The following is a 20,154-nucleotide window of genomic DNA, read 5'->3' on the forward strand; positions in this document are numbered from 1 at the left end:
CAGCAGGCAGATTATTCAACCATTATTTTACGAACTACCAGCAGATCATTGCTGGAAAGCTTAATCATGACCAGACCTTTAATATCTTCCGGAAGATCTATTGTTGCATCCAGCGTTCCATTAGAACTATAGAGCAGATTTTCATAAACAGAAATTCCCTGGGGATTGAATACCTCTAGTTTGAGCTCTTTTCCAGGAATAAGGTCAGATGTTATAAAAAGTCTGCTGCTTGTAGGATTAGGGTATAAGTTGATAGAAGATGCATACCCATTAAAGATTCCAACAGGAACACCATTTACTGTAACCGTTACGCTTTTAGAATTACTGCATCCCTTGCTGTCAGTTACTGTCATTGTATAAATCGTAGAGCCTATTGGGCTTGCAGCAGGATTTGCTGTATTGTCCTGGTTTAAGCCCTGTGAAGGTGACCAACTGTAAGTGTAAGGAGACGTACCTCCACTCACACTCGGCGATCCTCCAAGAACGGTCTGCTGTCCGTTGGTGATCGATTTATTTGTCCCGGCATTCAATGTAAGTACACTGGTTTTTTGAGTAACAGAAAAATTTAGTGTAGTCTGTGCCCACGTTTGAAAGGATACCAGTAGTAAAAGTAATGGTATCGTGTAGATTGGTTTCATATTTAATTGGAATTTAAATAAATACGTTTTCCATCGGATCAAAGTTTTGATGAAAAGCTGTTAAAAATATCTATTAAAAGGAAAATAAAACAGGCTGGTAATTCTCTTTTTTGATGGTATTGTATAAGGTTTTGGAACAGAGCTGTTTTTGAAATAAAAGTATTTACTATTACTCAGGATAAGATTCTTAAACTAAAATTGACTTGTATTATCAGGAAGAGGATGGGATTAAAAAACGAGTGCAAGACAGGGAGGTAATTTTGAATTTGAAAAGCTTAATTAAAAGACTTATTGAAGAATAAATATTATTACTTACAAATAACTTTTACGGTAAGCCAATTTCCAACAATGCAGCTCGTTCAGAATTTTTTTTAGCGCACAACAGATTTTGGGTCAATCTCATATAAGTAAAGAATAATTTATTGAACAAACAATCTACTTGATGAATCGGAATATGTACTGCTATTCCTGAGTATAATGTTAGATCTATTTTGGTTTTAAATTGAATAGTGTATCTTGTGTCTTAACTTTCAGGCTTATGGTCACTTCTATGAAAAAACTACTGAGGGATTTTATCACCGGGCTAAATAAATTTGAAGAAGATGAAATACAATTTATTGTAGAAAATACTGATGTCAGAGCTTTTCAAAAAGGTGAGATAATACAAAGGGAAGGAAACGTTTGTGATACTTGTTATTTTGTTTTAAAAGGTTGTATACGTCAGTATCAGCTAGCTGACGGAGAAGAAAGGACTACCGCATTTTTTATTGAGGGCGAGCCTGCCGTTCTTTATTCTAGTTATCTGGAGCAGGCTCCTTCTGCCTACTGGCTGGTTTGTACTGAAGATTGTATTTTGATTACAGGCACTCGTGAACAGGAATATGAGTTGCATAGAAAGTATCCCAAGCTGAAATATCTGGTGCATACTTTAATGACTCAGGATTATTCCAAGATTGAATATCGAATGAATTTGCTCAATCATCATAAACCTGAAGAAAGATACAGGATTCTTATGAAGATGCAACCCGAGCTTTTAAACAGGGTTCCTTTACATCAAATTGCCAGCTATATCGGTGTTACCCCGGAATCTTTCAGCAGGATCAGAAAACGTTTAATGGAAAATGATAAATCGAAATGAAGAAATTGTTTGATTAATCGCCTTGGTATTGTGGCTTTGAAAATTTAAATAATATGTATAAACTTATTAACCCGATCATAATTTCACTTACTGTCGCGATTATTAATGTGTCCGAAGGTAATCCATCTAATAGGATGCTGATTGTTCTGGATATGCCATAAGCAAAATAGAATAATGCTGCCAATAGTATAGATATATATGTCATACCGGATATAAAAGCTCCTGAGGCGATCAGTATTCCAGCAGCCATTAATGTACCACCGGGAGCTCTTACTTCACTTAAGATATTTGCCTCGTTGTCAAGGTGAATGCCTGCAGAAGCTTCAAATTCTATGGGACTTAGTAATAGAGAAGCACCGATAATTACCGCGATCATTCCTATGACAAACAAGAAAATTTTGACTGATTTTAATTTTTTCATTTTTAATATTTTAATTGTTGATAAAGCAAATGTCTATTTATGAAATATAAAAAACCTTGACTTAAGGTAAGAAAGTATATAATGTCAGAAATTTTGTAACTCAGAAAAACTTTTTTACTTAGGTGGAAAATTATCAACAGTAAGATAGTTGGTGGTATGATTCCCAAAAAAAACCTGAATTATCTTATTTTTTACTCTTAGGCCAATTCGGAAGGATTTCAATTCAGCAAATCTTCACAATCAAATTGTAAGTTTGTGTAAATGAAACTCCTTTTAGTAAACTTTTCAGATACCGATTTACCTGAACTCAAGATCAGTCATGAATTTTTGCATGATGGTGTATCATCTATTCTGCAGGCATCTGAAAAGTTTATGCTTTATGAATATGATTGTCTTGTTATAAAAATTGATAAGATCGAAGTGGAATGCTATAGCTGGTTGAGACACCTTTCTGAAAATAACAGGAATGAAGGATTAATACTATTGTCATCCAATGATGCTCTGGAAAACAAGCTTTCGGCATTTGAACTGGGGGTAGACGATTATCTGGTACTTCCAATGCACCCAGAGGAAATTATTGCTAGGATAAAATCAGTTACACGGAGAAAAAAATTCCAGAGCAACTCAAAGATTTATATTGGTAACATAGTTATTGATCTTTACGCAAGAACTGTATTTGTTTGGGATCATCCATTAAAGCTGACCAAAACAGAATATGATATTTTACTTCATCTTCATGCCAATAAACATCGGGTGGTCTCTAAAGAACTTTTAGCAGAATACCTCTGGGGAGACGATGTGGATAATCTTGAATCTTTTAACATTCTGTTTGCTCACATTAAAAACCTGAGGAAAAAGCTGGTTAATTCCAAATCAGGTGTAGAAATTAAAAATGTATATAAAGTAGGTTATCAAATTATAGAATTATGAAACAAGCGCTTTTTTCTTTTATTATCGTTTATTTGTTTTTATCCTTTGAGATGCAAGGACAAATACCTACTAAGCAGACACATGAAAGGGAGCAGTTGTGGCTTGGATATTTTAACCAAACCAGATTGTCAAACCATTGGGGATTCTGGTTAGATCTTCATTACAGACTGACAGATCATTTCGTTGAAAGGCCTTTTCAGTTATTGGTCAGACCAGCATTAACTTATTTTGTCAGTGACAATTTCAGATTAAATCTGGGTTATGCTTTTGTTGAGCATTACCCTGGAAAAGGGCTTAATACTATACGTCCGGAAAACAGGACATGGCAGCAAATATGGTGGAGGCAGAAGTATATCAGGTTTCAGACATTGCAGTGGATAAGGCTTGAAGAGAGATTTAACAGAAAGGTTGTTAATGACAAGTTGCAAAGTTCGACGACATTCAACTTCAGATTAAGATATAATTTATCATTATTTGTTCCTCTTAAGGGCAAAGATATTGTAGCTAAAACCCCATTCTTTATAATTATGGATGAGCTGTTTGTAAACTTTGGAAAAAATATAGTATACAATTATTTTGATCAGAACAGATTTTTTATTGGTTTTGGATATCAGTTTACTCCACATCTCAATGTCCATTTAGGCTATATGAATGTCTTTCAACAAGAAGCTTCAGGAAATAAATATATCTCAACGAATGCAGTGCGGCTATTTGTGTTCCATTCATTGGATTTCAGAAAGCACGATCAATAAAACCAAAGTATTATTATGAAGTGGATAACAAGAGAACGCCCCAAAATAGATAGGATTGCTTGTCCCTGGCTGATCAGCAGGTTTATTGATGATTCGCCGGAATTTATATTCGTTCCAACAAATCAGGTAATTGAAAAAGCAAGTGAACTTAATGCTATTCCCTATGATATTCCCGGAGTTGAATATACACATGAAGGAGACAAATGTACATTTGATTATTTTTTGAAGAAACATGGAATTCATGATAATGCCCTATTTAGACTCGCATTGATAGTTAGAGCCGCTGATACGGATCGCTATGATCTGGCACCCCAAGCTTCAGGACTATTTGCAATATCAGCAGGTTTATCATATAATTTTAAGAATGATTATGAAATGTTAAAGCAGGGAATGATTATTTACGATGCCTTGTATAGCTGGTGCAAACATGTAAGTGAAGAAACACACGGGTGGGAATTTAAAGGAGTTTAAAGTTGTAAGTTTTAAGTTAAAAGTTTGAAGATTGAGCATCCTGAATACTTTTGATCCTTTCAATTAGGATAAAGAATCTATTATAAATGATCAATTCTTCTATTCCTGCAAATTAAAGGTATCGTAAGGTAAAACAAAATAAATTTCTATGGAAGAAAATAAAAACATTGTCTCTTATTCCCTTAAGGATCTGGTACTGTATTTCCTTAAGCTTGGAACTATTGGATTTGGTGGTCCTGTGGCCCTTGTGGGATACATGCATCGCGATCTTGTAGACAAATATAAATGGATATCTGAAGATGATTATCGGGAAGGGATGGCTTTGTCTCAGCTTGCTCCGGGACCTTTGGCTGCACAGATGTCCATATATCTAGGATATGTTCATTATAAATTTGTAGGCGCGACTTTAGTAGGACTGGCTTTTGTATTACCTTCATTTCTGATGGTTCTTGCCCTTGGATTTGCTTATGCCGAGTTTGGTGGGTTTCCGGCGATGCAGGCAATATTCTATGGAGTAGGAGCTGCGGTAATAGGTATAATAACTTTAAGTAGTTATAAACTTACAACTAAAAGTATTGGAAGTGATAAGCTGCTCTGGGGAATATTTGTAGTTCTAGCCGTGTTTACCTTTTTACTCGAAGAAGAGAATATGTGGCTGATAATTGCATCAGGGGTTCTTGTCTGGTTTATGAAAGCACCACCGAATTTTATGATGGCTAAGAGTTTTAGAATGATTGTTCCACCGCTATTGTTAAGTCTCCCATTAGTTGATACTGATAATAACAGATTGTGGCAGATCACCCTCTTCTTTACTAAAGCGGGAGCTTTTGTTTTTGGAAGTGGTTTGGCTATTGTTCCTTTTCTATACGGAGGAACTGTTAAAGAATATCAATGGCTTACCGAACAGCAGTTTTTGGATGCAGTTGCTGTTGCCATGATTACCCCAGGGCCGGTAGTAATCACTGTTGGTTTTATCGGATATCTTGCAGCTGGTATATGGGGAGCATGCGCTGCTGCTGCCGCTACTTTCTTACCATGTTACATTTTTACTGTTCTGCCCGCACCATATTTTAAAAAGTTTGGTAAGCATCCTGCTATCAAAGCATTTGTGGATGGAGTTACTGCGGCCGCCATTGGAGCAATAGCCGGGTCTGTTATGGTAATAGGCAAGAGGACACTGGTGGATATACCAACTATACTGATCGCTTTATCTACAGGTATTGTATTGTTTAAATTTAAAAAGATTCAGGAACCAATCATTATTATTGCAATGGCAGCAGTTGGACTTTTATTAAAACTTGTATTGAATTTTTAAAATGAGTTAAATAATCACTATGTAAATGAGATAAAACAAAATACCTCTGCAATTAGCAGGAGTATTTTGTTTATCTCATTTACTTTAAGCTTTAAACTTTAAGCTTTAAACTTTTTTTATTGCCTTACCAGATATGCATGTTCCTTTCCTACAGGATCATCATTCACTTCAGAGCCTATATTGATTTTTACCCAATTTATAGTACCTGTAAAAACTCCCTGATAGGAGCCATAATCCTCTGTAACCGGAGCTCCTGAATCTTTTCCTATATCCATAAAATCATCAGCAGAGAATACAAACGGAACCGTATTTTCAATACGACCCTGAGCTATTTCATGATCGTCCGCATATAATATTCCTGTTCCTCCTTTACCTATACCACCACCATCATATTTGAATTCGAAGTGTATAAAATGTTCTCCAGTACTAAGCTGTTCTCTGCTGCCAATATAATAGTGTTGTCTGTTGAACCAGTTATAACAGAAAACAGGATATCCGTTTTTCATATAAAGAGACCAGCCTGCAAATCTTCCTCCTTGGGCTATTATAGCACCATTAGTGGTGTCATCTTTAAGTTCAACTTTAGCTGTAACTGAAAACGATTTATTTTTTATGTTAAGAACAGTATTTTCATTCAGATGACTCATTCCCGGGTATAACGTCATGGTTTTACGTCCCTGCAGAAGATCAGGTCTGCCGGCAAGGTCTGAATTGAATCGTTCAGCTTTTCGGTCATCTAATGGGAAGACTTTGTATTTGGAGGCTTCTATCAGGAATAATGCCTGAAGTTCTTTGAGTTTATCAGGATATTGAGATGCAACATTATTGGCCTGACTCCAGTCTCCCGGTGCATAAAGCTCCCAATTATCATCATTAAAATTTTTATTTGCTCCTGCAAGAACCCAAGGGATAGAATGGATAGTACAAGCAGACCAACCCTCATGGTATATACCTCTGTTGGTAAAAATTTCAAAGTACTGTGTATTGTGTCTGTCCGGAGCTTTCGGATCATCGAAGCTGTATGCAAAACTTATACCTTCTATAGGTTCCTGCTGAATTCCGTTAACAAATTGTGGGTGCGGGATTTTAACTGCTTCTAGTATTGTAGGAACAACATCGATGACATGGCACCACTGGTGACGAATTTCGTTCTTTGAAGCGATACCATTAGGCCAGTGAGTGATCATTCCGGTTCTTGTACCTCCCCAATGTGATGCAATCTGTTTCGTCCATTGATATGGAGTGTCCATTGCATGAGCCCAACCTACAGGATAATGATTATAAGCCATAGGAGTTCCTATGTCGTCTAAATGATTCAAAATATTTTCCGTAGTATCAGGAGAATTATTCAATGCCGCCATTTCGTTCACACTACCGGTAATTCCTCCTTCACCGCTTGCACCATTATCTCCGAGAATGTAAAATATAAGGGTATTGTCCAAAGCTTCGATTTCTTCCAGTGTAGATAATAATTTGCCCACTTGATGGTCAGTGTGCTCTGCAAATCCGGCATAAGCTTCCATGAGTCTTGCGGCTGTTGTTTTTTCATTTTCGTTCAGACTGTCCCATGCTGGTATTTCCTGTGATCTTTCCGATAAAACACAATCTTGGGGAACCACTCCGAGAGCCTTTTGTTTTTCCAGGGTAATCTTTCTTTGTTTATCCCATCCATGGTCGAATTTTCCTTTGTATTTTTCTATCCATTCTTTTGGTGCATGGTGGGGAGCATGTGTGGCTCCGAAAGACAGGTAGACAAAGAATGGTTTATCAGGAACCATAGTTTTCTGCTGTCTTATGTAATTAATCGCTTTATTGGTAATGTCAACACTGAAGTGATATTCAGGATCATTCGGAGCATCAATTGGGATGGTGTCTGCTATTAAGGAAGGGTTCCATTGATTGGTTTCTCCTCCTATGAATCCATAGAATTTTTCAAAACCTTCTCCTGTTGGCCAGCGGTCGAATGGTCCCGCTATACTCGTTTCCCATACTGGTGTCTGGTGCATTTTACCAAATGCAGCTGTGTTATAACCATTCATAACCAGTGTTTGTGCGATGGTAGCCATACTTTCCGGCCTCACTGTATTATAACCTGGATTTGGAGTGGCACATTCGGTTATTCCAGCCATATTTACTGAATGATGATTTCTACCTGACAGCAATGCTGCTCTGGTGGGCGAACATAAGGCTGTGGTGTGGAAGCGGTTATATTTTAAACCATTTTGGGCAAGTCTTTCTGCATTTGGCATATAACATGGTCCTCCGAAAGCGCTGCTGGCACCAAAACCCATATCATCGATCAACACGATAAGGATATTCGGGGCATCCTTAGGTGGTCTTAATTCTTCTATTGGTTCAGGTTTTGGAGCATTGCGTATATCCAAAGGAGTTACTGTTTTCGGATATATTTTTGGTATAGGAAGTTGATATCTGTTTAAGGTGGGGTTTCTTCTTTTCATAATTGGAGCCCTTATAAATTTGAATGAAAATATCAAATAGTTTGTACTCAACCAATGAAGTGAAAACATGTTGGAGGTACTTTTTAAATAGGGATAAGTCGAAGGGAAAATTATTAATCATGACATTCTTTCATAAAGATATTTTACGTTTTTTACCTTTATGATTAATAAGGGCTTATCCTTTGTATTTGAATATGATCTTATAAAATTTTGGATTGAAGACGGTATTCTATGGGCAGAATATATATAAAGAGATTATTTTAAGGACTGAGAATGCAAAAAAAAATATCAATGACAGAATCAAATTTCAGAATGGTACTGTTTATCCTGCCATATCTGATATAAGAAAAATTAAGTATATCAATAAGGAAGCTAATGAATATCTGTCAAGAGAAGGCAATACCTTGGTGCAATTTGAATCTCATGTAAACGAAATATTGGGTAATTTTTATCTGAAACTAAGTCAACCTCCATTACCGACTAAACTATTCAGAAATGCGGAAAAAGCAAAGACATGAGCTAGATCACATATGTGATCGCATTTTTAGCTTGAACATGTCTTCTTTTTGGTAGTTGAAAGGGTATGAAAAAACATGAAGAATATTTACAGGACGCAATTGATTATGCTATAGATAATGTTCGTCTGAATGATGGGAAACCTTTCGGTGCTTTGGTAGTAAAACATGGAGAAGTTATTGGTGTAGGAATGAATGATGTACTGAGTACTCATGATCCTACGGCTCATGCAGAAATACAAGCCTTAAGGAAAGCTTCTTCAAAACTAAATTCTGAATTTCTGGAAGGATGTGTCATATATGCCAGCGGACACCCTTGTCCTATGTGTCTTGCTGCAATCTATATAGCAGGAATAAGAACGGTCTACTATGGTTCTTCCCTTGAGCAATCTGCATTACATGGTTTCGGTGTCAGTTATCTTTATTCTGAAATAGGAAAATCTAATGAACAAAGACGTTATCCCTTACAGCAATTATTTCTAGCTGATGCAGAAAAGCCTTTTCTGATATGGAAAGAGGTCAGTAATCCGTCAGAATTCGAACCCTGATAAATTTTCACATGTTTATTTTTAATAGGAGAGGAGGACTTGATGATACGTATATTCAAAAGAAAGAAAAAAAGTCTAAAGGATACAGCAGTGCATTCTGTCGGAACTTTTACCGGAGACGTAGGACGGGGCTTATTTGCCGGATTGGTAGGTACTTTTGCCATGAGTCTTTCTCAGTTCATAGAAATGAAAATTACCCAAAGGGAAGGTAGTGATTCTCCATTAAAGGCAGCTGAAAAAGTCTTCGATATTCACGCAGATAATGAAGAGGCTAAAAGTAAATTGCTAAATATAATTCATTATGCTTATGGCACTTCATGGGGAGGTTTCAGAGGTATTATAGGAACTTTGGGCCTTAAAGGTATTCCGGCCAATGCTTTACATTTTTCCTCGGTTTTCGGAACGGAATTGGTAATGCTTCCTGGTTTAAAAGTAGCCCCTCCGGTGAAGGAGTGGGGAACAAAGGAGATTTCTGTTAGCGGGATACATCACATCATTTATGTACTTGTATCGGGAGTTGTATTTGATCTACTCAAATCAGATAGAAAGCCTGTCTGATGATCCTTGCGGCATACGATATCTTAGGATTAAAATAGTTTATTATGACTTTTCCTTAGAGCAGGCTGCTTTAAATGGATTTGGGAAGTCTTCGAACCCTGAAACTCTTGCTGGTGTTTTAATTTAAATGAATCTTGGAGTGAATATGGGATTATTTAATTTAAAAAAGAAAAGTGTTCGGGATAGGTTTAAAGAAAAAACCATTTATTCAATAGGAACTTTTACAGGCGATTTAGGAAGAGGGTTATTTGCAGGATTTATTGGTACTGCAGCAATGAGCTTTTCTCAGATGCTCGAAATGAAAATTACTAAAAGAAAAGGAAACGATACTCCTTTACAAGCTGTAGGAAAGGTACTGGGTATTCCGGTTTTGGATCTAATGCCAGTGATGAAGTTACTTCTCAAAGAGAAATTAGTGAATATAATTCATTATGCCTATGGGACAGCTTGGGGAGGAGTCAGAGGAGTCATTGGTGCTACCGGCTTAAAAGGACCATTGGCTGATGCCATTCATTTTTCTTCTGTATTGGGTACTGAACTTGTAATGCTTCCAAAATTACATCTTGCCCCTCCTGTGAAAAAATGGGATGCCCAATCAATCTCTGTAAGTGGAGTACATCACATTGTTTATGCGCTTGTATCAGGAGTTGTGTTTGATCTTCTCAAATCAGGAAGAAAGCGCTAGATGTTTTTCTTCTTTTTTGAGAAATAAAAATACTTTTGAATATTAAAGAAAAACAGAGGATAGAAGTGCGCGTAGGATCTTCCATAGATAGGATAGGCGCATCCAACATCTACTCTGTTGTTGGAGTTCATGATCAACTGAATGGAAGGTCTTATTTCTGAATATTTCCCATCCATTAAGCTATAGTAAGTATTTTTGTCAAAAGATTGAAGATAAGTAAAATTATAAGGAGCATCTCTTACTGTCATCTTTGCCGCTTCATAGCTTCTATTTACAAACTCAACATACAGGTTTATATTCAGATCATTGTAAGTGCTGTATTTTGAGGGGTATAAACGGTATCCAAAGGAGATATCATAATTATGGGCATCTCCGGACTGAAAAGTGATTTGTTGTTCTTTATCCTTGTACATTAATGGGTGGGCATAGGCATATGTAAAGGATATCGCAAACCTTTTATTTAACAGAGTGACGATAGCTCCCCCACCATAGCCTGTGTTGTCCCCCTTTAAAAAAGGTTCTGATTCATCATGTGCTGTAAAAGACTTGCAGGCTTGTCCGAACAACGCTACCCTTAGATGTTTTTGAAAGTCATCTATGCTAATTACTCTTTGTTTTAGATAAATGTTGATACCTTCCACTAAATAGGGATTAGGTTTATAGTTACGTTGATGATGATTGATAAAATAATTCTGAAGGTTTGCCGGAAATTTGCGCTGATGATGATTGGAGACGGCCGCAGTGACCATTAAAGTTGTTTTCCCGGTAATTCCATACATGGCCCTCACTGCTCCCCAGTTTCTTTGTCTTTGAGAGGGTATTTCTTTAAATCCTTCAAACATAAAACGCATCCCAAGCACATTTTTAGGAATGGTACTTGCTGCTTCTGCATAAGGGAAAAGCTCCTGAGAATAGCCTCTGATGAATGAAAGAACAAGGAAAAGTATAATCAGTATTTGTTTCATAGACTGATATGATAAGCTTTCTGTTTTTCACTATGGACTTTGTCATTTTCTTTAATGAAATAAGACCAACGACTGTATTCTTTTTTGCTGATCAGATTCTTATCAAGAAATCTGAAAGATCTTTCTCCTGTAAGGTTGGGTCTCTCTTCTCCCAAAATGTAAAATTTATCTCCATTGACCTGAAAGGCATTTCCTTCAATACTAATTGTATCAAAATTCAGGGAAGTTGATATTTCTCTGACAGAAAACCCTGAATCATAGATTTTTTTACTAACTTTTTTAAAGTCAGTTTTATATTTCTTGTGAAAAAATACGATGGCTTCATTAGTATTCAGATCCATTTTTACAGCCTCTACAAAATCCAATTGGAGTAGAAGCTTTTCAACGCTATTGGAGCACATGGAACAGGTGAGGCCATCAATTCCTATCTTGGCCGATTTGAATTGTGCAATAGAAGAGAAACTACAAAATATTAAAAATGTAAGTATGAGGAGTTTTGTTTTCATAAGGGAATAAAGAGGAAACGCCTAAAATTCAACTTTGTTGTAAAGCTTATTCATCAGCATTATTTGTCTGTGAATTAAGGAAAATTATTTATTTAATACATAAAACAAGGAGCTTTCTTTTAAAAGATTTGTGAAGTAATGAAGCGATCATTTATTTTGTTAAAGAATATAAAGACTTATGGAGTATCATTTATATATCAAAAATATGGTTTGTAACCGCTGTATCAAAGTGGTTAGAGAAGAGTTGGAAAAACTTTCTGTAAATGTAAAGGATATCCGTTTGGGAGAAGTGATTATTAACTCTCCCAATGAGCCCAATATGACTAAAATAAAGGAGGTATTGGAGGAAAATGGTTTTGAATTACTGGAAGACAAGAAAATTAAACTTGTTGAGAAAATTAAAACACTGCTGATTGATCAGATACATCATCATGAAGGAGAGCTGGAAGTAAACTATTCAGAGTTTCTCTCAAAGGAGATTGGCAAGGATTATCATACCTTATCTAATTTATTTTCTTCGATAGAAAATCTTACAATTGAAAAATTTATAATCCTTCAAAAGATAGAAAAGGTAAAGGAGTATTTGATTTATAATGAGTTAACTCTTAGTGAACTGGCATATAAGCTAGGATACAGCAGTGTAGCACACCTCAGCAATCAGTTTAAACAGATCACCGGTTTTTCTCCCTCAGAATTTAAAAAACTTAAAACCCATCAGCGTAAGCCTCTGGACGGAATAAGTTAAAAGTTAAAAGCCTAAAGTTTAAAAAGATAAGTACAATATTTTGCTGATAATAAGAACGTTACTTCCTCTGACCTATTTCTGATTCGAATTAATGTCATTTAAACTTTAAACTTTAGACTTTAAACTTTAGACTTTTAACTTTTTTATCTACAACTCTTTCTCATAATTCTGTAAGCCAATTCCCTCTTATTAATTGTTAATTTGCTGGGGTTAGAGGGATTGTTCTCTTCATTAATTTTAGCTGATCTATTATTATGAGTACTATAAAGAAAATTTTTCCTGTAGAGGGCCTGAGTTGTGCTTCATGCGCTGTAAGCGTGGAATCAATTTTAAAATCCATTCCGGAGGTTAAGGATGTTAACGTGAATTATGCCGGATCTACTGCTCAGGTTACTTACGAAAACTCTTATCCTGCAGTGAAGTTAAAAGAAGCTGTTCAATCCGTTGGCTATGATCTGATACTGGAAGAGGAAGAAAAAACATCTCCTGAAGCTGATCAGTCTGCTCATTTTAAAAAACTTAAAATGAACGCTTTTCTCTCCCTGGCCTTTGCCACTCCAGTAGTAGTTATTGGTATGTTTTTTCATATGGCTCCTTATGCCAATCAGATTATGCTGTTGTTGTCTGCTCCGGTTATTCTGATTTTCGGTAAACAGTTTTTTGTAAATGCTTTTCGATTGCTGAAACACGGCCAGACCAATATGGATACACTGGTCGCATTAAGCACTGGTATTGCATTTGCTTTCAGTACATTCAATACATTGTTTCCGGAAGTTCTGTTAAAACAGGGAGTTCATCCGGATGTTTATTTTGAAGCTGCTGCTGTGGTGATCGCCTTTATCTTATTAGGACGAATGCTTGAAGAGCGGGCTAAGCAGAAAACCGGAAGTGCCATCAAAAAGCTAATGGGACTGCAACCCAAAACAGTAAAGGTGATCAGAGGGGGAGCTGAAGTTGAATTAAAGATAGAGGAGGTCATGAAATGGGATGAGATTGTTATTCGTTCCGGAGAAAAAATACCCGTTGATGGATTGGTTACTTCCGGTAATTCATTTGTTGATGAAAGCACGATAACAGGTGAATCTATTCCTTCGGAAAAAATAATCGGAGCAAAGGTATATGCGGGTACTTTGAACCAGAAGGGAAGCTTTACAATGAAAGCAGAGAAAGTCGGTTCAGAAACTTTGCTTGCAGGTATTATTAAGACGGTTCAGGAAGCGCAGGGATCAAAAGCTCCTGTTCAGAAACTAGCCGATAAGGTTGCTGGCATATTCGTACCTATAGTTATAGGCATTGCTGTTCTCACTTTCATTGTATGGTTTATAGTTGGAAAAGGAGAGAATAGTTTAACCCATGCTCTACTGGCAATGATCACGGTTCTTGTAATTGCTTGTCCATGTGCTCTCGGACTTGCAACGCCTACGGCAATTATGGTTGGGATAGGTAAAGGAGCAGAAAAAGGCATTCTTATCAGAGATGCGGAAAGTCTAGAATTGGCTAAAAAAACTCAGGTTCTTGTGTTAGATAAAACAGGCACCATCACAATGGGAAAGCCTAGGGTGACAGATGTTTATTGGATGGAAAATCTTGATAATAAGCCATTACTGGAAGGTGTTCTTCTGACTGCAGAGCGTAAATCTGGCCATCCGTTGGCAGAAGCTGTAGTTCAATATTATAAAGAAAGAAATGTTAATGAAGTACCATTAGATGATTTTGAAAGTCAGACGGGAAAAGGGGTTAAGGTACAGTACAAAGGTAGTACATATTATATAGGTAGCCGCAATTTTGTTAAGAACGATATCCAGGTTGAATTATCAGCTGAAATGGATCGTATGTCGAATCAATATAGTTCGGAAGCAAAAACACTGATTTATTTAGCTCACAATAAGAATGTCCTGGCTCTTATAGCAGTTGCTGATGAAGTGAAACAAGGTTCTTACGAAGCGATACAAAAAATTAAGGATCTTGGTATTGACATATACATGCTTACCGGAGATACTGTACAGACAGCAGAAGCCATAGCAAAGAAAACCGGAATTGAAAACTATAAAGCAGAAGTAATGCCGTCTGATAAAGCTAACTTTGTAAATGAATTGAAGAAGCAAGGAAAAGTTGTAGCTATGGCCGGAGATGGGGTGAATGATGCTGAGGCTCTTGCTTTCGCTGATGTGAGTATTGCAATGGCTCAAGGGTCAGACATTGCAATGGATGTGGCAAAAATTACTCTAATGTCTTCTGATTTAAGACTGATCCCGGAAAGTTTCAAGCTAAGTAAATTTACAGTGAATACAATTCGTCAGAATCTCTTCTGGGCATTTATTTATAATCTTATCGGCATACCTCTTGCTGCCGGGGTATTGTATCCTGTTAACGGTTTTCTCCTTAGTCCTATGCTTGCCGGACTGGCAATGGCATTGAGTAGCGTATCCGTTGTTATGAACAGCCTTAGATTGAAAACGGTAAGGTTATAATAAGGTATAAATAAAATTTAAAATTATATAAGAACATAAGCGTGCGTAAGCATTAATTTTATAGAATTAAATAATAATGTAAGTCATGGAAACTCTTCAATTTAAAACTAATATCAAATGCGGAGCTTGTGTTGAGAAGGCTGGAAAAGCTTTAGACGAAGCATCTGAAATAAAAGAATGGAATGTTGATATAAACTCCAACGATAAAATTTTGACAGTTAAGGGTGATAATATTTCTCAGGAGGTAGTACAAAAAACACTGGATAAGGCTGGCTACAAAATCGTTTCTTAATAATCCTGTGATCTTCGTGTCTTCTCTTTGTAATCATTCTATTAAGGGAAGACACAGAGAATCCTGATGTCAATCAAGGAGTCCAGAATTCAACTTCATATAATTTGTTTCCTTTAAATCTGAGAATCCACTCATCTGTCCATGCTTCCCTTGGATTGATCCTTACCAATCTGAAAGTTTCCTTTCTTTCAGGATCAAAGTAATTATAAGAAACCTTGACAGAAACAGGAAATACTTTTTTAACATCTTCAAGTCTTGTGGTATGGCACAGTGTTATAGATGGGTATGTAAGCCTAAGTGATGAAGGTGCTTCGGTAAAACGGACAAGCTTCAGATTTACTTTATCTCCATTCACCAGAAAGTCTATTCCCTTATACGACCACATATAAACAGGATTCGTTAATGGAAACTTGTCAGGTCTGTATAATCCTGATGCTCCGCATATACTTGTCTTTTCGGGTGCTCCAAGGCCGGAAAGCAAAGTGAGCGTGTCTGTATAAGCAGGTATTGATCCGATTTTTAATGTATCGATATTCAAAACTTCATCCCAAAGACTGGGCTTGCAACAATCCTTTGGCGATAGATTTTCCGAAGGTCTTCCCGCAGAAAGTAAAAGATAAAGTGCTGCAATGTTTATAAATTTTTTGATCATATATCATCCCCACAGTCCCTATAAAAATAACCTGGGAAGTTGTATGAAGTTTTTGAAAGGGTGTTTTGGGTTATTTATAAGGGGATTATAGGTTTAAAGGGCCAGAATATCTTCCGGATACTTTGTGTTTTGTAATATGCACATTAGTAGTGGCTAGAAATCAGGTGAAACTTTTTCATCCCCCAGGTATTCCTTTTTTAAATAATATGAGTCAATTAATGCTAGGTAATAAGCAAGCGGATATTCTTTTTTGTACTTTGATTTTATTAATTTTCCTCTTTTGGAGTAGTTATCAGTGCAGCCATAATACAACCTTTTAGAATCTGGCAAATGCCATAATTTAATTTGACCTGATTTGTAAAATTGTCTTCCTCCTAATAGGTATCCTTTTCTAAACCAGTCTATCGATTTTATCCTTTTTTCTTTATCATAACATAAAAAAGCACCTTCGTATTTGCCATTAAGGACGCAAAACTCAAGTATTTTCTTCCCATTAAAATAATAAATACATCGACCATTTAATAAATTGTTCTTAATAGAAAATACTTTTGAAGTATCATTATTGAAATCATAAAGAACGATAGTCGTATCTCCCCAGAAGCTGCAAATATCTTTAGATGTATTGAATTCATCTTTATCTTGGCTGTAGCTGTGATTAAATATTATTAAAAGAATAAAAAGGCAAGCTATGTTTTTTTTCACTGCTGAGACCAATGGTTTTCGAATAGTTAACTTATTTTTTTACTCAATAACAATAGGAAAATCATGTCCCTTGGAAAAGGTATAAGGATATTGAGATTTTCCATGGTACTTTTTATTCATTTCCGGAATCTGATCATCAAGAAAAGACTTTAGTTCATATACCGTAACTTTTCCATCCTTTGGAGCTCCGTCAGCTTCGCCTTTCAGGGCATTAAGTAAAATGTAAGTAAACAATCCATGTCCCAGTTCACTTACTTCTATCGCTGTTTCATTGCTTCCTGCAGAAGCCAGCACATGTATTCCTGAGCTCCTTGCTAATTGAGCAATGGCTTTTTCTTCAATACCTCCTCTTGATGCAAGAAACTCTATTGATCCTCCTGAATGACAGGCATCCATAATGATGATTTGTTTAAGGGCTTTGATCTCTCTGAATTTCTGCTGTAGTTCAGAAGCTTCTATAGCTTCTTTGGCCAGCGTATTCTTTTCATACAATCGTGTACATTCAGACGGGATAAAGAAAAATTGCTCTTCTGTCATGCTGCCATGGCCTGCATAGTAAAATATGAAAACGTCATTCTTTTGAATGTTTTTGGCAAGTTCATTTAGTTTCTTCATGATGTTGGCCTTTGTGGCTTCTTCATCATACAATGAAGTAACTTCAATTTTCTTAAACATCTTCTGACTTCTTTTTCTCAGCATTTCAGTAAGGGCTTCAGCATCTTCTCTTGCAAAGGTGAGTGTCATGGATGGATTTTTATATTTATCTATTCCTATGGCTAGTATATGGCAGGTGCTGGCAAGTTCACCTGATTCGGAATGTAACTCTGAGTAAGATGCAGAAGATTCTATGCGGTCTCTGCTGAAAGCGCTCGCTTCAAAAATATTTATTCCATGAACCAGTGATACGGTTTCCTTTAATACCACATGTTCCCCTTTTTTATTAGGCAGGTTTTTAATGTTACCAAAAGATATCCTCTTGCCATTATGCAGCACTTTAATTTCATCTGTTCCTCCTCCGTTGTCAGTGACTTTAATGTATACTTCCGCTTCAGCTTTTCCCTCAGTTTTCAATGCAGTGATTTTTACTGCTGGTGGTGGAGTGTTCTTTAATAAATCATCAACACTTTTATGCATTCCGGTACCGCGATTGTTAAACAGAGAAGGCAGTAGGTCAGGCTTATGGAATTTTTCAATCAGCTGCTCCGTAGAATACAACTGTGTTCCTTTTACAAAATGAACATAATCCATCGCTCCTGAAGTACCATTGAAATACCCTTCTTTTGTCAGTACCATCCAGTCTTTGTTCCTTATATAAATATGCTCGAAAAACTCCTGACCTTTTTCAAGGTTCCAGAATTTTACAGATCCATCCAGTGATGAGCTTAGGAGCAATTTCCCATCTTTGCTAAGAGTCAGATTGCTGATCTCTGCTTTATGGCCCTCCAGTTGCTTTATGATTTTACCGTTTTGCCAGTCCCATATCCTGATTGTTCTGTCATCTCCTGCTGTAATAACCTGTGAACCATCAGGAGTGAACAAAGCTGCATGAACAGGTGTGTGAATACCGTTAAGCTTTTTCAACATCAGTCCTGTTTTGATATCCCATATTCTTGTGGTGCCGTCCCATGAACTGCTCATCATAATATTCGGATGAGTGGGATGGAAGGTAATAGAGGAGACGACATCGGTATGACCAATGAATGATTTTACTCTTGTTTTAGAATCAGGTTCGAACAGTTCAAGGGTTTTGTCAAGTCTTGCAAGCACCATATATAAGCCATCAGGTGTATAGGAAAAGGTGTATGCAGAATTGTTGTTAAGGTCAATACGATTAACAAGGTTTCCGTTTTTTGAATCAAAAACATTGATGGTGGCATCCCATCCGGTTGTAGTTATGGTCGATTCGTCAGGACTAAACTTTACATCAAATACAGGATTATTATGGCCTTTCAAATCAAATAATTTTTGTCCTTTATCCAACGACCAGATTTTTACTCCTCCTTTGGAATCTCCGGAAACAATCGTCTTACCATCTTTTGAGATATCGAGAGAGATAACAGGTTTAGCGTGATCAGAGAATTTGGTCTGTGGTATGCCTGTTGCAATATCCCAGACTTTAACTTCTTTTCCAGACTTGGTTCTTATTATCTGTTTTCCGTTAGGAAGAAGTATGACTTTATTCTTTAATCTAAGATATTTAGTTATATGAGAGTGCCAATAACTGTTAGGATCATAGCCCAGATCATTGTCATCATTTTCATTCAGCAACCCTTTAAATGTTTTAATCTTCTTGCCTGTTATTTTATTGTATTCAGTAACAACATTGTTATCATAGGCTATATAAACAGATTCATTGCCTTTGCCCAAAGCAGCTGCTGTGATATCATGATTATCCGGAGCGGAGAAAAAAGCTATTGAATCTTTTTGACCGCGATTAAAAATTAAAGTACCTTTTTCCGCAACGGAGAGAATGAACCGATCATTGTTGCTCAGATCAATACCCTTTACATCTTTCAATTCACTACCATATGTCATCAGGAGCTTGCCTGTTTTAAGATCGTATTCTTCAGTTGTACTGTTGGATGAAAGTTTAATGAGAGCATTACCATCTTTGGTGAAGACGTTATAAGTGCCGCATCCACCACACCATCCCTGCTCCGGCTTAAATGTGTGCAACAGAGACCAGTCTGAAGTTTCATAAACTTTAGTAGTACGATTGTCTTCTCCTATGGCGCAAAACTTTCCGTCTTTATTGAACTGAATATGTACTCCAAGTCCAAGGCCCTTATCCGGATTGGTTTCTATTGTTTTTACAAGATTTCCTGTCGGGAAGTCATAAACCGATACAACATCTGCATATCCGGAATTAAGCAGCAATTTCCCATCAGGAGAAAATACGGCATCAGTTAAAACCTTGTCTGAAGAAGGTGTAGAAAAAATAAATCTGCCTGTTGCTACTTCCCACACTTTTGCAGTGCCGTCTATACTGCTTGTTACAAGGTATTTACTATCGTTGCTGAAGCGGACTCTGGATATAGAATGCGTGTGTCCCACAAAGCTTCTTATTTCCCTTCCTGAATTGATGTCCCATAGTTTGGCTGTTTTATCTTTACTTCCGGTAGCAAGCAATGATCCCTCCGAATCAATATCAATACACTTAATGGAAGCAAAATGTCCTTTTTGTAACACCGTTTCGACATTGTTTTGAGCTATAAGTCCTGTTATAAAGACGGAATAGAGGAATAATGTGAGTAACAGCTTATTCATAGATCAGATGAAGCAATATTGATCTAATTTACAGGTTTTAAGCCGATTAATGCTGCTTTGTGAATAATTTAAAGAAAAATTTTATTTCTCTTAATTAAAGGTTTGAAACTGAGTTTTATTGAAA

The 20,154-nt window shown here is 36.6% G+C and carries 20 protein-coding genes; 12 read left to right on the forward strand and 8 right to left on the reverse strand.

All coding sequences use genetic code 11. The annotated features are described in order from the left end of the window. Positions 1-11: 11 nt before the first annotated feature. Positions 12-638, reverse strand: coding sequence for a T9SS type A sorting domain-containing protein (locus MYP_RS18090; protein ID WP_045466555.1), 627 nt, complete (start codon positions 636-638; stop codon positions 12-14). 550 nt (positions 639-1,188) lie between these two features. Here MYP_RS18090 and MYP_RS18095 point away from each other — a divergent pair. Continuing rightward, the gene (locus tag MYP_RS18095) at positions 1,189-1,776 is read left to right on the forward strand and encodes a Crp/Fnr family transcriptional regulator (protein ID WP_045466558.1); all 588 of its coding nucleotides are present in this window, start codon (positions 1,189-1,191) and stop codon (positions 1,774-1,776) included. A gap of 13 nt (positions 1,777-1,789) precedes the next feature. On the opposite strand, the gene MYP_RS18100 is transcribed toward MYP_RS18095, so the two are convergent. Continuing rightward, positions 1,790-2,197: a DUF4345 domain-containing protein gene (locus tag MYP_RS18100; protein WP_045466561.1), complete on the reverse strand. Its 408-nt coding sequence runs from the start codon at positions 2,195-2,197 to the stop codon at positions 1,790-1,792. 261 nt (positions 2,198-2,458) lie between these two features. On the opposite strand from MYP_RS18100, the gene MYP_RS18105 reads away from it, so the two are divergent. From MYP_RS18105 to MYP_RS18120, 4 genes are all read left to right on the forward strand, one after another. Continuing rightward, positions 2,459-3,127, forward strand: coding sequence for a response regulator transcription factor (locus MYP_RS18105; protein WP_045466564.1), 669 nt, complete (start codon positions 2,459-2,461; stop codon positions 3,125-3,127). After that, positions 3,124-3,879, forward strand: coding sequence for a DUF2490 domain-containing protein (locus MYP_RS18110; protein ID WP_045466567.1), 756 nt, complete (start codon positions 3,124-3,126; stop codon positions 3,877-3,879). The genes MYP_RS18105 and MYP_RS18110 overlap by 4 nt, the downstream gene beginning before the upstream one ends. A gap of 15 nt (positions 3,880-3,894) precedes the next feature. Further along, entirely contained in the window at positions 3,895-4,350 is a 456-nt protein-coding gene (locus MYP_RS18115; RefSeq protein WP_045466570.1) for a chromate resistance protein ChrB domain-containing protein, read from the forward strand. A 148-nt stretch (positions 4,351-4,498) separates the two neighbouring features. Further along, positions 4,499-5,665, forward strand: coding sequence for a chromate transporter (locus MYP_RS18120; RefSeq protein WP_045466573.1), 1,167 nt, complete (start codon positions 4,499-4,501; stop codon positions 5,663-5,665). Between the two features lie 116 nt (positions 5,666-5,781). On the opposite strand, the gene MYP_RS18125 is transcribed toward MYP_RS18120, so the two are convergent. Then, positions 5,782-8,124 carry an arylsulfatase gene (locus MYP_RS18125; protein WP_045466866.1) on the reverse strand — a complete coding sequence of 781 codons (2,343 nt, stop codon included), beginning with the start codon at positions 8,122-8,124 and terminating at the stop codon, positions 5,782-5,784. Between the two features lie 215 nt (positions 8,125-8,339). On the opposite strand from MYP_RS18125, the gene MYP_RS18130 reads away from it, so the two are divergent. From MYP_RS18130 to MYP_RS18145, 4 genes are all read left to right on the forward strand, one after another. Further along, positions 8,340-8,642 carry a DUF7793 family protein gene (locus tag MYP_RS18130; RefSeq protein ID WP_045466576.1) on the forward strand — a complete coding sequence of 101 codons (303 nt, stop codon included), beginning with the start codon at positions 8,340-8,342 and terminating at the stop codon, positions 8,640-8,642. 65 nt (positions 8,643-8,707) lie between these two features. Further along, positions 8,708-9,187: a nucleoside deaminase gene (locus tag MYP_RS18135; RefSeq protein WP_045466579.1), complete on the forward strand. Its 480-nt coding sequence runs from the start codon at positions 8,708-8,710 to the stop codon at positions 9,185-9,187. Positions 9,188-9,229: 42 nt separating this feature from the next. Further along, on the forward strand, positions 9,230-9,745 hold the full coding sequence (locus MYP_RS18140) for a hypothetical protein (protein WP_052430328.1): 516 nt from the start codon (positions 9,230-9,232) through the stop codon (positions 9,743-9,745). Positions 9,746-9,890: 145 nt separating this feature from the next. Continuing rightward, positions 9,891-10,430 carry a hypothetical protein gene (locus tag MYP_RS18145; protein ID WP_156140717.1) on the forward strand — a complete coding sequence of 180 codons (540 nt, stop codon included), beginning with the start codon at positions 9,891-9,893 and terminating at the stop codon, positions 10,428-10,430. Here the strand turns inward: MYP_RS18145 and MYP_RS18150 are convergent. Then, on the reverse strand, positions 10,427-11,395 hold the full coding sequence (locus tag MYP_RS18150; protein WP_045466582.1) for a hypothetical protein: 969 nt from the start codon (positions 11,393-11,395) through the stop codon (positions 10,427-10,429). The two genes, MYP_RS18145 and MYP_RS18150, sit on opposite strands and share 4 nt — an antisense overlap. Next, on the reverse strand, positions 11,392-11,901 hold the full coding sequence (locus MYP_RS25370) for a heavy-metal-associated domain-containing protein (protein WP_052430330.1): 510 nt from the start codon (positions 11,899-11,901) through the stop codon (positions 11,392-11,394). Before MYP_RS25370 ends, MYP_RS18150 begins: the two co-directional genes overlap by 4 nt. 178 nt (positions 11,902-12,079) lie before the next feature. Between MYP_RS25370 and MYP_RS18160 the strand changes: the two genes are divergently transcribed. From MYP_RS18160 to MYP_RS18170, 3 genes are all read left to right on the forward strand, one after another. Further along, positions 12,080-12,646 carry an AraC family transcriptional regulator gene (locus MYP_RS18160; protein ID WP_045466585.1) on the forward strand — a complete coding sequence of 189 codons (567 nt, stop codon included), beginning with the start codon at positions 12,080-12,082 and terminating at the stop codon, positions 12,644-12,646. A gap of 254 nt (positions 12,647-12,900) precedes the next feature. Next, complete coding sequence (locus tag MYP_RS18165) at positions 12,901-15,117, forward strand: heavy metal translocating P-type ATPase (RefSeq protein WP_045466588.1); 2,217 nt, start codon at positions 12,901-12,903, stop codon at positions 15,115-15,117. 85 nt (positions 15,118-15,202) lie between these two features. Continuing rightward, a complete protein-coding gene (locus MYP_RS18170; RefSeq protein ID WP_045466591.1) occupies positions 15,203-15,409 on the forward strand; it encodes a heavy-metal-associated domain-containing protein in 207 nt (68 codons plus the stop codon). Between the two features lie 73 nt (positions 15,410-15,482). Here MYP_RS18170 and MYP_RS18175 read toward each other — a convergent pair whose 3' ends face one another. From MYP_RS18175 to MYP_RS18185, 3 genes are all read right to left on the reverse strand, one after another. Further along, positions 15,483-16,061 (reverse strand): hypothetical protein, encoded by a 579-nt coding sequence (locus MYP_RS18175; protein WP_045466594.1) that lies wholly within the window; start codon positions 16,059-16,061, stop codon positions 15,483-15,485. A gap of 153 nt (positions 16,062-16,214) precedes the next feature. After that, positions 16,215-16,763, reverse strand: a complete 549-nt coding sequence (locus MYP_RS18180) for a hypothetical protein (RefSeq protein ID WP_156140718.1) — start codon at positions 16,761-16,763, stop codon at positions 16,215-16,217. A 39-nt stretch (positions 16,764-16,802) separates the two neighbouring features. After that, positions 16,803-20,030, reverse strand: a complete 3,228-nt coding sequence (locus MYP_RS18185; RefSeq protein WP_045466600.1) for a caspase family protein — start codon at positions 20,028-20,030, stop codon at positions 16,803-16,805. Positions 20,031-20,154 lie beyond the last annotated feature (124 nt).

This window comes from Sporocytophaga myxococcoides (assembly GCF_000775915.1).
GTDB lineage: Bacteria > Bacteroidota > Bacteroidia > Cytophagales > Cytophagaceae > Sporocytophaga > Sporocytophaga myxococcoides_A.

Excerpts from the sequence above, each read along its gene's own strand:
- MYP_RS18150 (WP_045466582.1), bottom strand. The coding sequence starts at position 11,395 with ATGAAACAAATACTGATTATACTTTTCCTTGTTCTTTCATTCATCAGA.
- MYP_RS25370 (WP_052430330.1), bottom strand. The coding sequence starts at position 11,901 with ATGAAAACAAAACTCCTCATACTTACATTTTTAATATTTTGTAGTTTC.
- MYP_RS18175 (WP_045466594.1), bottom strand. The coding sequence starts at position 16,061 with ATGATCAAAAAATTTATAAACATTGCAGCACTTTATCTTTTACTTTCT.
- MYP_RS18170 (WP_045466591.1), top strand. The coding sequence starts at position 15,203 with ATGGAAACTCTTCAATTTAAAACTAATATCAAATGCGGAGCTTGTGTT.
- MYP_RS18160 (WP_045466585.1), top strand. The coding sequence starts at position 12,080 with ATGGAGTATCATTTATATATCAAAAATATGGTTTGTAACCGCTGTATC.
- MYP_RS18105 (WP_045466564.1), top strand. The coding sequence starts at position 2,459 with ATGAAACTCCTTTTAGTAAACTTTTCAGATACCGATTTACCTGAACTC.
- MYP_RS18100 (WP_045466561.1), bottom strand. The coding sequence starts at position 2,197 with ATGAAAAAATTAAAATCAGTCAAAATTTTCTTGTTTGTCATAGGAATG.
- MYP_RS18125 (WP_045466866.1), bottom strand. The coding sequence starts at position 8,124 with ATGAAAAGAAGAAACCCCACCTTAAACAGATATCAACTTCCTATACCA.
- MYP_RS18115 (WP_045466570.1), top strand. The coding sequence starts at position 3,895 with ATGAAGTGGATAACAAGAGAACGCCCCAAAATAGATAGGATTGCTTGT.
- MYP_RS18145 (WP_156140717.1), top strand. The coding sequence starts at position 9,891 with ATGGGATTATTTAATTTAAAAAAGAAAAGTGTTCGGGATAGGTTTAAA.
- MYP_RS18185 (WP_045466600.1), bottom strand. The coding sequence starts at position 20,030 with ATGAATAAGCTGTTACTCACATTATTCCTCTATTCCGTCTTTATAACA.
- MYP_RS18120 (WP_045466573.1), top strand. The coding sequence starts at position 4,499 with ATGGAAGAAAATAAAAACATTGTCTCTTATTCCCTTAAGGATCTGGTA.
- MYP_RS18090 (WP_045466555.1), bottom strand. The coding sequence starts at position 638 with ATGAAACCAATCTACACGATACCATTACTTTTACTACTGGTATCCTTT.
- MYP_RS18140 (WP_052430328.1), top strand. The coding sequence starts at position 9,230 with ATGATACGTATATTCAAAAGAAAGAAAAAAAGTCTAAAGGATACAGCA.
- MYP_RS18165 (WP_045466588.1), top strand. The coding sequence starts at position 12,901 with ATGAGTACTATAAAGAAAATTTTTCCTGTAGAGGGCCTGAGTTGTGCT.
- MYP_RS18110 (WP_045466567.1), top strand. The coding sequence starts at position 3,124 with ATGAAACAAGCGCTTTTTTCTTTTATTATCGTTTATTTGTTTTTATCC.
- MYP_RS18135 (WP_045466579.1), top strand. The coding sequence starts at position 8,708 with ATGAAAAAACATGAAGAATATTTACAGGACGCAATTGATTATGCTATA.
- MYP_RS18095 (WP_045466558.1), top strand. The coding sequence starts at position 1,189 with ATGAAAAAACTACTGAGGGATTTTATCACCGGGCTAAATAAATTTGAA.